Consider the following 12,570-nt stretch of genomic DNA (forward strand, 5'->3'; position numbering starts at 1 on the left):
ATTCTGATCGGCGTCGGCGATATTCCGGAAAACTGGCGCGGTGTCATTGTCAACCTGTCCGCCGACTTTCCGCCGACCTCGCCTCCGACCGAGCGGATACTCGAGATCCTTGACAACAGTGAAGCCAGCAAACAAGCCGGTCGCCAGCGCTATCGGCGGTATCAACAGCTCGGATTGACGATTCAGACCCATAAGATGTGAGATTTTCGAGGCGGCGCGCGCCATTGCGCGGATCGGCGAATGTTGCGTGATTTGCCGATCCGAAGCAGTAACCGTTGTCTCCTTGGATTTTACGGTGAGATTCCGCCGGTCGGCTCGCCGGCTCCTGCTTGAGCTTTCGGCGACTTTTTGGCCGCTTTGCGCTGTTCGGCGCGGGCCAAGCAACTCAATCGCTCGCGGTCGTCGGCGACGCTCCAGCCGCAAATTTCCGACAAACTTCGGAAGCATCCCAAGCAAACATCCTCGTCGTCCAGACAACAATTGCGCACGCAGGGCGAAGCCACCCGATCCAGCCCACTCATCGCGCTTCCTCCTCGGCGAAAAACCGCCGCGCATCGACCACATCCAATTCAATTTGCGCTTTCAAGGCTGCCAACGACGCAAAGCGGGTTTCGTTACGCAATTTGCGTTTGAAATGAACTTCCACGTAATGGCCGTAAATATCTTGATTGAAATCGAATAAATGCGTTTCCAAGACCACTTTGGCGCCGCCGTCGACGGTAGGACGCGTGCCGACGTTGGCAACCCCAGGATATTCGTTACCGTCCAGACCGCTCATCGTCACGGCGTACACACCGACTATCGGCGTATTTTTTCGAAACATCCGTACGTTGGCGGTCGGAAAACCCAGTTCGCGACCGCGTTTGTCGCCGTGCGCTACCCGTCCGCACACCGAAAAATCGCGGCCCAACATGGTTCGAGCCAACGCCAGTTGGCCTTCGCTGAGCGCGTCGCGAATTAAAGTACTGCTGACCCGCAAACTATCGACTTCGAAGGAATGGCTGTCTTCGACCGCGAAACCGTACTGTTCGCCGAAATGCTGCAGCATCGCGAAATTGCCGCGCCTGGCCTTGCCGAAATGAAAATCGTCGCCAACCACCAAATGCGTGACGCGCAGGCGTTCGACCAGAATGTCGCGGATGAATTGTTCGGCATCGCAATCGGCCAGGGTCCGATTGAAAGGCAGCACCAACAGTTCGTCTATCGGCAATTTGGCGAATTGAATGGCTTTTTCCCGTAAGCGGGTCAACCGGGACGGAGCGTGATCGCCTAGAAAATATTCCAGCGGCTGGGGTTCGAACACCATTGCCACGGTCGGCAGATGCAGACGGCGACCATGCTCGGCCAAGGTTTCGATGACGCGGCGGTGGCCAAGGTGCAGTCCGTCGAAATTGCCTATCGTCAATGCGCAACCGTCGCGCAACGGCTCCAGATGGTGCAGGCCTCTGATCAATCGCATGGCTGTGTCGGGTTAAAAGTGCCGATTCTATCAGCAAGCGCCGACCCCGGCCTATCGTCATTTATAATGAGCGCCCGACCGACTTTTCGCCTTCGTTGTTTATGCCCGCATGATAGATACCTTGTATATCGAAGCCGCCGTCGCCGGACATTCCCGCACGGCGGCGATACGCGCCCGCTTTCCTCGAGCGCGCGTAGTGGAGTGCGCGCGCTACGGCGAAGTCTTCAATCCCAGGGCGCAGAATTTTCGCTTGCAAAAGCAAAGGCCGGCGTTGATCCTGGCCGAGAAATACCGGAAATTCGCGTTGCCGGCGCCGGCGGGTTACGGCATCGGCGGGACACGTAATTACTACTTCTCGCATATGCTCAATTGCCTGTACGACTGCCGCTACTGCTTTTTACAAGGCATGTACCAGTCGGCCAATTACGTGTTGTTCGTCAATTTCGAGGATTTTCAGCGTGAAATCGACCAAATTTGCGCCGAAACGCCCAATGAGGCCGTTTATTTTTTCTCCGGCTACGATTGCGACAGCTTGGCCCTGGAACCGATCACCGGTTTCGCCGAGCAGTTCCTGCCGTTTTTCGAGACGCTACCCAACGCCTGGCTGGAGTTACGTACCAAGAGCACCCAAATTCGCAGCCTCCTGACGCGCCGGCCGTGGCCGCGTTGCGTCGTGGCATTTAGCTTGGCGCCGGACGCGGTGGCCGAACAAGTCGAAGCCAAGGCACCCAGCCTTGCCAAGCGCTTGGAGGCGGCGGCCAAATTGCAACAACAGGGCTGGCCGATCGGGCTGCGTTTCGATCCGCTGATTTACCAACACGACTACCGCGAGCAATACCGGACTTTGTTCCAGCAAGTCTTCGCGACGTTGGATGCCGAAAACTTGCATTCCGTCAGCCTCGGCGCCTTCCGCCTGCCCGAGGCGTATTTCAAGAAGATGCACAAGCTCTATCCGGACGAACGCCTGTTTGCCAGTCCGTTGCAAACCTCGGCCGGCCTGGTCTCGTATCGCGCCGACCTGGAACAATCGATGATCGCCGACTGTAGCGAAATGTTACGGCAATACCTAGACGAAGCCCAGTTGTTCCGGTGCATGCCGTGAGCCGCGCAATCCTGGTCACCGGCGCGAGTTCGGGCATCGGCCGCGCCATCACCCGGCGTCTGTTGCAACTAGGCCATCGCGTGATCGGCACGTCCCGCGATAGCCGTCGTTTCGAGTGGGTCCATCCTCGTTTTTATCCGATGCCGCTGGATTTGGCGGATTTGTCCGCTATCGCGCCGTTCGCGAAGCGTTTGCAGCAGGACTTTCCGGATCTCGACGCGGTGGTGTTCGCGGCCGGTTACGGCCGGTTCGGCGCGCTCGAGCAACATTCACAGGCGCAGATCGAGCAACTCATGACCGTCAACTTCACCGCTCAAGCTTGTTTGACGCGGGCGTTGCTGCCCCAACTCAAGCAACAAGCTCGCGCCAACCTGCTCTACATCGGCTCGGAAGCCGCGCTGAAAGGTAGCCGTAACGGTAGCATCTATTGCGCCAGCAAGTTTGCGTTACGCGGTTTTAGTCAGGCGTTACGCGAGGAATGCGGCAAGAGCGGCGTTCGGGTATCCTTGATCAACCCCGGCATGGTCGATACCGCGTTTTTCGAAACCTTGCACTTCGCACCGGGCAAGCAAGCGGGGCAAGCCTTAAGTGCCGACGATGTCGCCGACGCCGCGCTCTACATATTGCAAGCCGGCCCGCATCTGGTGATCGACGAAATCAACCTCGGCCCGGCCTGCAAGGTCGTCGACTTTAAGAAGCCACCCCATCAGCCCTGAGTCATGCTTTCCAAACTAATCGTTTACGCCGCGTATTTTCTGAAGTCGGCCGAAGGCTACCGGCGCAGCAAACAATTCTTCTACCAGCTATTGGAAGAACCGCATAGCCCGCGTAAACGACGCTTCGACAGCATCATGATCGGCTTGATTGTGTTGAGCGTGATCTTTTTGCTGTATCGGATCGAACATCAGGCCAGCACCATGGGCGGCTATTTCGAGCAGGCCATCCTGGCGGTATTCATTACCGAGTACTTGCTACGCGGTTGGATTTATTCGGATTCCTACAAAATCATCATCGAAGAATACGAAAAAGCCCTTTACTTGAATTTGCCGTTCAATTTGCCGGCGGCCGGCAAGCGCATCCTGGCGAAGGAACTGGAATACATGAGTTCGGCGTTCGCGGTGATCGATATTTTGGCGATTTTGCCCAGCTATCGACCGCTGGACATCTTGCGCATCTTCATCGTATTCCGCTTGTTCAAGCTGTTCCGCTATTCGGACAGCGCAAAATTGTTTGCCAACGTGCTGGCCAGCCGCCGCTACGAACTGACCACCTTGCTGATTTTCAGCGGTTTCTTGCTGTTCATCGCCAGCGTGGCGATTTATATGTTCGAATACCAGGTGGCGGGCGGCAGCATCAAAACCATGTTCGACGCCTTCTATTGGTCCGTCGTGACCTTGGCGACGGTCGGTTACGGCGACATCACCCCGCAAACCACCGGCGGACGCTGGGTCGCGGTGTTTCTGATCCTAACCAGCATCGGCGTGTTGTCGTTTTTTACATCGATTCTGATCGCCGCCTTCGCCGAAAAAATGCTGTCGCTGCGCGAAAGTCGCGCCTATGCCGAACTGGACCGCTACCAAAATTTCATCATCATTTGCGGCTTCGGCCGGGTCGGGCAAGAAATCGCCCGCCATCTGCATCGGGAGCAGCAGCCCTTCATCGTTATCGACCGCAAGGAGGCTAACGTCGTCCAGGCCAAAAACCTGGGATATCTGGCGGTGCAAAACGATGCCAGCAAAAACGAAGTGTTACTGAACGCCGGCATCAATCGCGGCGCCACCGCGATTTTGTGCATCACCGGCGACGACGTTGTCAACGTTTACATCACGCTGACCGGCCGGCACTTGAATAAAAATGTGCGGATTATTTCCCGCGCCAACCGCCACGAAAACGTCAACAAACTCTATCAGGCAGGCGCGGACAACGTGATTCGGCCCTTCGAGGTCGCCGGGTTGCTGGCCGCCGAATTCGTCGGCCAGCCGGTGGCCTTCGAGGCGATTTCCGGGATTCTGCAAAACCAGACCGAAATTACGATGGAAACCGTTTTGGTCACCGAAAACTCGCCGCTAGACAACCGTCGCATCGGCCAGTTGGACCTGAAGCAAAACAAGCTGACGCTGCTGGGCGTGATCAGCGACAATCCCATCCATTTCAAGCACAAGAACAAGTACCAGGTGAAACAACAGCATTTTTACTTCAATCCCGAAGAAAAATTCATCCTGCGCCATGGCGATTTGTTGGTGTTGCTGGGGCGGAAATACGGGATCGATCATTTTCGCGATCAGGTCGAGCAGCGCCGCTTATGGAATAGGACGTCGCCATGAAAAAGGTCGCCGTATTCGGCTACAACCGCCTGTCGTTCGAGGCCATCAGCCGCCTGGATCGCGAGCACCACGACATCCTGGTTATCGACCATCGGCCGCTGCATACCGCGATGGCCGCTGAAAACGGCTTCGACTCGGCCACGATCGATTTTCGTAGCGATGAGGAATTGAAATCGATAGGCATCGGTCGGGATATCGACATCCTGTTTTGTTTTTTCGACGACGACTCCGAAAACGTGTTTCTGACCTTGTCGGCGCGAGCGATGGACAAGAAACTGGTCATCATCGCCATCGTCGACAGCCCGGAATCGGCGGAAAAACTGCTGGCGGCCGGCGCCAACAAAATCATCGATCCCTACGAAATTTGCGGCCGCAAGATTCACGACATGCTGAAACGGCCCGACATTACCGATATTTTCGACCACACCGTATTCGGCCGCCACGATTTGCGGATGGCGGAAATCGCGATTCCTCAAACCAGCTATTTACAAGGCCGCACGGTCGAGCAACTGGAGCTGGGGACACAATACAATTTGATACTGATCGGCATCGTCGATCAACAGGCCGGCGATCAGTTGCAGTTTGTCAGCGAACAAACCGAACGCCGCTTGAACGCCGGCGACATTCTGGTCATTCTGGGGCCGACTCGGGAAATTCGGGCTTTTAAAAAAGATGTCGAAGACGAGTTTTGCGATATTTAGCGGAATGCTTGGACCCGATAAGCCATCGCAGCGCGAAGTTGTTAACATGTCGCGGATGGTTAGCGCGGTTCGAAAGCCTCCGCTTCGAACCGATTTTTCATACTCCAAATTTAGCCCTCATTCGTTATGATCAGCTCGCTTTTTGATTATTTCAGTCCGCGCGCGCGGTTCTTTATCGGTTTTATGGCCTGCGCCGGTTTGCTGGCCGTCGGTGCCTATTTGCAATTTGTCGAAGAGCTGGAGCCCTGTCCGCTGTGTATTTCGCAGCGCTTGGCCATACTGGCCACCGGCTTGATTTTCCTGGCGGCGGGCCTGCACAACCGCGCCCGTAAGATCTATGCGGTTTTGGCCGCCGCCGCCGCATTGATCGGCGCCAGCGTTTCCGCCCGTCACGTGTGGTTGCAGCATTTGCCGCCGGAGGAGGTACCGGAATGCAGCCCCGGCCTAGAATACGTATTTCAGAATTTCCCGTTGGCCGACACCATCAAATTGATGTTGAGCGGCACCGGCGAATGCGCCAAGATCGACTGGACCTTACTGGGATTGAGCATACCGGCCTGGACCTTGTTTGCTTTCCTGTTGCTGGCGACCTGGGCCGGGCTGCTATGGGGCGATTCGACACCGCATATTAGCGAATAAGCATTGTCGAATATCGGACAGGGTTTCCTTCTCCAAGCTGTGTTATTTCCCTCAGTTTTGTAACAAGTTATGCACAAAAACGGAGCAAACGCCCGAAGCCTCACCGCCTAGACGGAAAACGATGGAGCCTGCCGAAGATTGATTTCAAGCCATTGATAACTAAAGATAAATTACATTGGCTCAAATTTACGCAATTTAACAAATCTGTAATTAAATCCGACACTAAGCGGTCCGTATTCGCCTCCATCCACAGAGTTATCCACAGGTTTTGTGGGTAACTTAAATTCCTTAGCCGACATAATCACTTAGCGATGCAACATCGAAAACAACTCATCAAAAATGGCTAAATGCGATGCCGCCGACAGTTTGATTTTAAAAATTGCGGTGCCGGTTCCGTTGGACAGATTGTTCGATTACCGACCTTCCGAACTCGGCAATTCGGCGGAATTTCAGCGTGGCGCCAGGGTTTTGGTGCCGTTCGGCAAGCGTCAATGCGTCGGCGTCGTCATGGGTAGCGCCAACGGCTCGACGCTAGCCAGTCGCTCGATTAAGCCGGTCATCGAGCTACTGGACAACACCCCGTTGTTGTCGGCTCTCGATTTGCAGTTGCTGGAATGGGCTGCCCGCTACTACCACCATCCGATCGGTGAAGTAGTGGCAACGGCATTTCCGACCGCGTTACGCCAAGGTTTGCCGGCCACATTGCAGTGCGAGCGTTATTTCGCGCCGACCGCGGCCGGCCGGGCGCCTGATGTCGATTTGGGACGCGCCACTCGGCAAAAAGATTTGCTGCGGCGAATGCTCAGCCGCGAACCGGCTTGGTCGGCGGCCGAATTGGCCGGACACAAGCCGGCCCTGCGGGCGTTGATCGACAAAGGTTTGGTCGAGCCGCGAATGCCGGACCCGTCGGATGGTCCGGTGGTGCTCGGTGCCGCGCTGGCCGCCAATCCGGATCAGCAAGCCGCGATAGACGCGGTCGGCGCCGACCTGGGCCGGTTCGCGGTGCATTTGTTGGAGGGGGTGACCGGCAGCGGCAAAACCGAAGTCTACATGCAGATCATCGCCCGAACCCTGGCTTTGGGGCTGCAAGTCTTGGTATTGCTGCCTGAAATCAATCTGACACCGCAATTGGAACAGCGGTTTCGGCAGCGCTTCGGGGTGGGGATCGAAACCTTTCACTCGAATCTGACCGACCGGCAACGCCAACAAGCCTGGCTGAGCATGCGCGCCGGCGTTGCGCGCATACTGCTCGGCACTCGATCCGCGCTGTTTACGCCGCTTCGGGAACCCGGCCTGATCGTGTTGGACGAGGAACACGACGGCTCCTTCAAACAACAGGACGGGTTTCGATTTTCGGCGCGCGATGTCGCGATCGCCAGAGCCAAGCTGCTGAATATTCCGGTGGTGATGGGCTCGGCGACGCCGTCGCTGGAGAGTCTGGCCAACGTAGCCCAGGGCCGCTACCGTCTGTCGCACTTACCGCACCGAGCCGGCAACGCCAAGCCGCCGGCATTCCAGGTATTGGACATTCGCGGCAAAAAACTGCAAGCCGGTCTGTCGGAGCCATTGGTAACAGCGATCGGCGCGGAACTCGCCGAAGGCCGGCAAGTGCTGCTGTTTCTAAACCGGCGCGGTTATGCGCCTGTGCAAATCTGCCACGATTGCGGTTGGGTATCGCGCTGTCACCGTTGCGACGCCAATCTGGTCATCCACGCCGGCATACACAAATTGCGCTGCCATCATTGCGGCTACGAGCAAGCCTTGCCTCGGCAGTGTCCGGCCTGCGGCGTCGGCGAGTTGCAGGCGCTCGGCCTGGGCACCGAACGCATCGAAGAAACGCTGAAGGAGTTGTTCGCCGGCCACCGCATCGTCCGCCTGGACCGCGACACCACGCAGTGCAAGGGCGCGCTCGAAGGCTATTTGCAGCAAATTCATCGCGGCGACGCCGATATCGTGCTCGGCACGCAAATGCTGGCCAAGGGCCACCACTTTCCGAATGTGACCTTGGTCGCGATCCTGGATATCGACAGCGGCCTGTTCAGCATCGACTTTCGCGGCGGAGAGAAATTGGCGCAGTTGATCGTGCAAGTCGCCGGCCGGGCCGGCCGGGCCGAATTGCCCGGCCGGGTGATCCTACAAACCCGTCATCCGCGACACGCGCTGCTGCATAACCTGCTGAGCCACGGCTATCGAGCTTTCGCCGAAACCGCGCTTAGCGAACGCCGCGCCGCCGGACTGCCCCCCTTCGGCTATCAAGCCCTGTTGCGGGCGCAAGCCGGCAACGCCGGCGCTCCGCAGCAATTTTTGGGGGCAGCCATTCAATGTCTGACCGACTTTACACAGTCCGGCGTGCAAGTGCTCGGCCCGGTTAGCGCACCGATGGTCAGACGCGCTGGGTTATACCGATACCAAATACTGCTGCAAAGCGATAAGCGCCCAGCTTTGCAGCGGCTACTGGATTTTTGGGTTCCCCGCCTCGCCGACTTACGCGAGGCCAGATCGGTGCGTTGGTCGCTGGATGTCGATCCGCTGGACTTGTATTGAGTAGCCGCCGCGATCGCCTGGCAAAAAGCCGCCGGTAAGTGAAGGGTTTTATGGGATAATTCGCCGCTTTTTCGCGGCTCGAGGTCGCGGCAAAAACTAGGGGTATTCGCCAGGCCAACACTTCGGGCTCACCGAACACCCCGCCCGGAAGATTGCGGTCTATGGCGGCGGGACTAGCACCCCACCCCAATCCGAATGGCAATCACATAATTAAAATTACGAAAGGGGGTACTTTTCAATGTGTTGGAGCGGAGAAGCGTCGGGCGTATTAGCCGCCGCCGGTTTGACCACCGCCGTTTACGTGGCGTACAAAGGCGAGTCCAAGGAACTTTGGATTCCGTTGACTTATTTCGCGTTGATGGAATTGTTGCAGGCGGCAACCTATGTGTACATCAATCTATGCGACAACCCGAACAATCAGATACTGACGCTGCTCGGCTACGTGCATATCGCCTTCCAGCCGTTTTTCGTCAACATGGTAGCGATGTATTTCATTCCGGAGAGCGTCAAGCTCAAAATCAGGACTACCGTCTATACGCTGTGCGCGATCAGCTCGCTGGCGATGTTGATTAAAATGTATCCGTTCGCTTGGGCCGGCAACTGCGTCGAAGGCGTCGAAGGCTTCTGCGGCGCGCAGACCTGTTCGGTGTCGGGCGCCTGGCATATCGCCTGGAAAATGCCGTTGAACGGCTTGATGTCCAATCCGGTCGAGTGGCTGTTCGGCTTCAACTGGGGCCTACATGCGTTTTCCTATATTTTGGCGGCGTTTTATCTGCCCATCATTTATGGTTCATGGCGTTTCGTCGGTTTCCATTATTTGATCGGACCGTGGATTTCGGACGTCACCACCGACGATCCGAACGAGTATTGCGCGGTCTGGTGTTTGTTTTCGATCGCGCTGTGCGTGTCGGTCATCAAAACCCCGATCCGCAAATATTTGCACGTCAAGAAATGGCCGTTTTACCACCGAGAAGTGGGCGATAGCCTTTAGCATTAACCCGAAAACCGAGGCCAGACCCTCGCTTATAAGCCTTGCCGGCCAATGCCGGCAAGGCCGCCGTCCAAACCTCGGTTCCGTGCAAACCCTTAGTCCACCGTTCGCCACGAGGATGCGATGACGATCAATAAACCCGCAATTCTGGAAGCCTTCCACTTCCGCCACGCCTGCAAGGAATTCGATGCCGAGCGCAAAATCGCCGGCGCGGACTTCGACTTCATACTGGAAACCGCTAGGCTGTCGCCGTGTTCGTTCGGCCTGGAGCCCTGGAAGTTTCTGGTGATTCAGACCCCGACATTGCGCGAGAAATTGCGTCCGCATATCTGGGGCGGCCAAAAACAGTTGCCGACCGCCAGCCACCTGATCTTGACGCTGTGCCGCAAAAGCCGCGACCTGCGCTACGACAGCGACTATGTGCAAGGTTTCATGCGCGAGGTTCAGCATTACCCGGAAGACGCCGCCCAGGCCCGCACCCAAGTACTGGAAAAATTTCAAAAGCACGACTTCGCGCTGCTGGAATCGGAACGCGCCATCAACGACTGGGCCGGCAAGCAGACCTATATTCCGCTGGCCAATATGATGACGGCGGCAGCCCTAATCGGCATAGACTCCTGTCCGATCGAAGGCTTCGAGCGCAACGGTTTGGAACAGGCTCTGGCCGCCGAGATCGGCATCGACCTCGAACAATGGAGCGTCGCTTATCTGGTGGCTTTCGGTTACCGGAAAAACCCGCCGGCTCGCCCGAAAACCCGCCAGGAAGCCAGCGCGGTCATCGAATGGCGCTAGGTGCCGCGAACCTTACGACTCCGACGGTTCCAGCCTGGCGTGCTTGTCGATCAGGTAAATCCAACCCTGTTGCTCGTCGACCTTGATCGCCGTCAGACTCTTATCCAGACAAATTTCGCTCAACGATCGTCCGCTCACCGGATCGTAACAAATGCCGTGCATCGAGCATTGCAGGTAACGGCCGGACGGATCGAACACGCCGTCGCGTTCGCAATCCAGCGTCCTCGGCATATGGGCGCAATGATTCAAATAGCCGAACACCGTGCCGTTAAAACGCACCACCAAGGCCGGTTCGGGCGCTCCCCGGTATAGCACCGAAAAGCACCACTTACCCAGCTCGGCTAACTGATCGCTTCGGCAAATCGGGACGGGATGGCTCTTACTCATCAGAACGGCTCCTCGGAAAGGGCAAACGGGTCACTGGCGACCGATGATACGACACGATGACTGAATGCGCGACGGATTTACCGCCGTCGAGCGTATCCGCCGAGAGTAACGGGCCACGACAACCGGCGTCAGGCTAACCTTAGGCAGATAAGCGCAGCCCGCGTTTACATGCTGATCTGATTTTTGCGCCGTCGGAGCGCCCATTTCCGCGTCCCGCCGGCGGATCTAGCCAGACTGTTGTAGGTCGGCCCAATCCCGCGTGGTCCAGCATCGTCGAGTGCCGAAAACCGGACGCCCAACCCGATATGCCCCGGTTTCCGGCCTCGCTCGCCGGTCTTTTCGTTCAATCCCGAACGCGGACTGCCCAGACCGGCATAGGAAAACATCAGGTCGTGAAAATTCGACGGGCGGTAGTTGTGGAATAAACCGCCGACCGCAAATAGCAAGCTCTATAATCACGCTTGATTCAGGAACCCTTCCGTGGGATCGTCATCCCATTTCACCGAGCCGCTTCAATATTCCTTCCGTGTCACCCGCCCACTTCCAACAACAACTCTTCGCATGGTTCGACCTACATGGCCGCAGGGATTTACCTTGGCAACAAGACATTAATCCCTACCGGGTTTGGGTGTCGGAGATCATGTTGCAGCAGACTCAAGTAGCCAGCGTGATCGGCTATTTCCAGCGCTTCATGGACCGATTCCCGACCATTCGGCATTTGGCGGACGCGGAACTGGACGATGTGTTGCAGCATTGGGCCGGACTGGGTTATTACGCCCGTGCCCGCAATCTGCACAAGACCGCGCGCCTCGTCGCGGCGAACGGCGGCGAGTTTCCGCAAACCGTCGAAGCGCTGAGCGCCTTGCCCGGCATCGGCCGCTCGACGGCCGGCGCGATACTCAGCATTGCCGGCGGGCAAAGCCAACCGATATTGGACGGCAACGTCAAACGGGTATTGACGCGCTTTCACGCGATCCATGGCTGGCCGGGCGAGACCAGGGTCGCGGCCCAACTCTGGCAGCTCGCGGAGACCTACACGCCGAAACACCGAACCGGCGACTATACCCAGGCGATGATGGATTTGGGCGCGACGTTGTGTACCCGCGCCAAGCCGCTGTGCGAGATTTGCCCGGTCCAGGCCGGATGCGAGGCCAAACATCGGGGATTGGTTCGGCAATTGCCGGCAGCCAAACCGCGTAAGGCTTTGCCGGTCAAACAATGTTATATGCTGCTGTTGACCGCGCGCGACGGCGCGATCTTGCTGGAAAAGCGTCCGCCAACCGGTATCTGGGGCGGCTTGTGGAGTTTGCCGGAGTTTCCGGATCGGCCGAGCGCCGAAATCTGGTGTCGCGAACGCGGCTATCGTTTGGCGGCCGTCGCGACCTTAGCGCAACGCCGCCATACCTTTTCGCATTATCACCTGGACTACACGCCGTTATTAGCCAGCTTGGCGGAAGTCGCCGCGATCGCCGACCCCGCGACTTTTGCCTGGCAAGCCCCGGAGGCCTGGGCCGCCCTGGGTTTGCCGACGCCGATCAAACAGCTGTTGGCGCAAATGCCCGAATCGGACGGCGCGGTTATTTCCCCCGGTCCGCGCCTCCTTTAGGCGCCGGCGGCCAACGGATACCACG

At 57.5% G+C, this 12,570-nt stretch carries 13 protein-coding genes; 10 read left to right on the top strand and 3 right to left on the bottom strand.

The window, feature by feature from the left end; translation table 11 throughout:
- A partial coding sequence (locus tag A1355_RS08255; protein WP_197471750.1) for a DNA polymerase III subunit chi occupies window positions 1-201 on the top strand: 201 nt, incomplete at its 5' end.
- 89 nt (window positions 202-290) lie between these two features.
- On the opposite strand, the gene A1355_RS08260 is transcribed toward A1355_RS08255, so the two are convergent.
- Window positions 291-521 carry a DUF1289 domain-containing protein gene (locus A1355_RS08260; RefSeq protein WP_064026891.1) on the bottom strand — a complete coding sequence of 77 codons (231 nt, stop codon included), beginning with the start codon at window positions 519-521 and terminating at the stop codon, window positions 291-293.
- A complete protein-coding gene (gene ribF / locus A1355_RS08265) occupies window positions 518-1,459 on the bottom strand; it encodes a bifunctional riboflavin kinase/FAD synthetase (protein WP_064026893.1) in 942 nt (313 codons plus the stop codon). Before ribF ends, A1355_RS08260 begins: the two co-directional genes overlap by 4 nt.
- A gap of 109 nt (window positions 1,460-1,568) precedes the next feature.
- Between ribF and A1355_RS08270 the strand changes: the two genes are divergently transcribed.
- The 8 genes from A1355_RS08270 to A1355_RS08305 all read left to right on the top strand — a co-directional run bounded on the left by A1355_RS08270 (window position 1,569) and on the right by A1355_RS08305 (window position 10,552).
- Entirely contained in the window at window positions 1,569-2,561 is a 993-nt protein-coding gene (locus A1355_RS08270; RefSeq protein WP_064026895.1) for an SPL family radical SAM protein, read from the top strand.
- On the top strand, window positions 2,549-3,277 hold the full coding sequence (locus A1355_RS08275; protein ID WP_064026897.1) for an SDR family oxidoreductase: 729 nt from the start codon (window positions 2,549-2,551) through the stop codon (window positions 3,275-3,277). Before A1355_RS08270 ends, A1355_RS08275 begins: the two co-directional genes overlap by 13 nt.
- Window positions 3,278-3,280: 3 nt before the next feature.
- Window positions 3,281-4,885 carry an NAD-binding protein gene (locus A1355_RS08280; RefSeq protein ID WP_064026899.1) on the top strand — a complete coding sequence of 535 codons (1,605 nt, stop codon included), beginning with the start codon at window positions 3,281-3,283 and terminating at the stop codon, window positions 4,883-4,885.
- A complete protein-coding gene (locus A1355_RS08285) occupies window positions 4,882-5,586 on the top strand; it encodes a potassium channel family protein (protein ID WP_064026901.1) in 705 nt (234 codons plus the stop codon). Before A1355_RS08280 ends, A1355_RS08285 begins: the two co-directional genes overlap by 4 nt.
- 126 nt (window positions 5,587-5,712) lie before the next feature.
- Window positions 5,713-6,225 carry a disulfide bond formation protein B gene (locus tag A1355_RS08290; RefSeq protein WP_064026903.1) on the top strand — a complete coding sequence of 171 codons (513 nt, stop codon included), beginning with the start codon at window positions 5,713-5,715 and terminating at the stop codon, window positions 6,223-6,225.
- Between the two features lie 339 nt (window positions 6,226-6,564).
- The gene (locus A1355_RS08295; RefSeq protein WP_064026906.1) at window positions 6,565-8,769 is read left to right on the top strand and encodes a primosomal protein N'; all 2,205 of its coding nucleotides are present in this window, start codon (window positions 6,565-6,567) and stop codon (window positions 8,767-8,769) included.
- A gap of 238 nt (window positions 8,770-9,007) precedes the next feature.
- A complete protein-coding gene (locus tag A1355_RS08300; RefSeq protein ID WP_064026909.1) occupies window positions 9,008-9,760 on the top strand; it encodes a DUF5765 domain-containing protein in 753 nt (250 codons plus the stop codon).
- Window positions 9,761-9,883: 123 nt separating this feature from the next.
- Complete coding sequence (locus A1355_RS08305) at window positions 9,884-10,552, top strand: NAD(P)H-dependent oxidoreductase (RefSeq protein WP_175463756.1); 669 nt, start codon at window positions 9,884-9,886, stop codon at window positions 10,550-10,552.
- Between the two features lie 12 nt (window positions 10,553-10,564).
- Here A1355_RS08305 and A1355_RS08310 read toward each other — a convergent pair whose 3' ends face one another.
- Window positions 10,565-10,939, bottom strand: coding sequence for a Rieske (2Fe-2S) protein (locus A1355_RS08310; RefSeq protein WP_064026911.1), 375 nt, complete (start codon window positions 10,937-10,939; stop codon window positions 10,565-10,567).
- A gap of 526 nt (window positions 10,940-11,465) precedes the next feature.
- Between A1355_RS08310 and mutY the strand changes: the two genes are divergently transcribed.
- Window positions 11,466-12,545, top strand: a complete 1,080-nt coding sequence (gene mutY, locus A1355_RS08320; RefSeq protein ID WP_064026916.1) for an A/G-specific adenine glycosylase — start codon at window positions 11,466-11,468, stop codon at window positions 12,543-12,545.
- Window positions 12,546-12,570 lie beyond the last annotated feature (25 nt).

It is taken from the genome of Methylomonas koyamae (assembly GCF_001644025.1).
Classification (GTDB): domain Bacteria; phylum Pseudomonadota; class Gammaproteobacteria; order Methylococcales; family Methylomonadaceae; genus Methylomonas; species Methylomonas koyamae_A.

Coding starts and splice junctions, on each gene's coding strand:
- A1355_RS08295 (WP_064026906.1), top strand. CDS start 6,565: ATGGCTAAATGCGATGCCGCCGACAGTTTGATTTTAAAAATTGCGGTG.
- A1355_RS08305 (WP_175463756.1), top strand. CDS start 9,884: ATGACGATCAATAAACCCGCAATTCTGGAAGCCTTCCACTTCCGCCAC.
- A1355_RS08310 (WP_064026911.1), bottom strand. CDS start 10,939: ATGAGTAAGAGCCATCCCGTCCCGATTTGCCGAAGCGATCAGTTAGCC.
- A1355_RS08285 (WP_064026901.1), top strand. CDS start 4,882: ATGAAAAAGGTCGCCGTATTCGGCTACAACCGCCTGTCGTTCGAGGCC.
- A1355_RS08280 (WP_064026899.1), top strand. CDS start 3,281: ATGCTTTCCAAACTAATCGTTTACGCCGCGTATTTTCTGAAGTCGGCC.
- A1355_RS08290 (WP_064026903.1), top strand. CDS start 5,713: ATGATCAGCTCGCTTTTTGATTATTTCAGTCCGCGCGCGCGGTTCTTT.
- A1355_RS08270 (WP_064026895.1), top strand. CDS start 1,569: ATGATAGATACCTTGTATATCGAAGCCGCCGTCGCCGGACATTCCCGC.
- A1355_RS08260 (WP_064026891.1), bottom strand. CDS start 521: ATGAGTGGGCTGGATCGGGTGGCTTCGCCCTGCGTGCGCAATTGTTGT.
- ribF (WP_064026893.1), bottom strand. CDS start 1,459: ATGCGATTGATCAGAGGCCTGCACCATCTGGAGCCGTTGCGCGACGGT.
- A1355_RS08300 (WP_064026909.1), top strand. CDS start 9,008: ATGTGTTGGAGCGGAGAAGCGTCGGGCGTATTAGCCGCCGCCGGTTTG.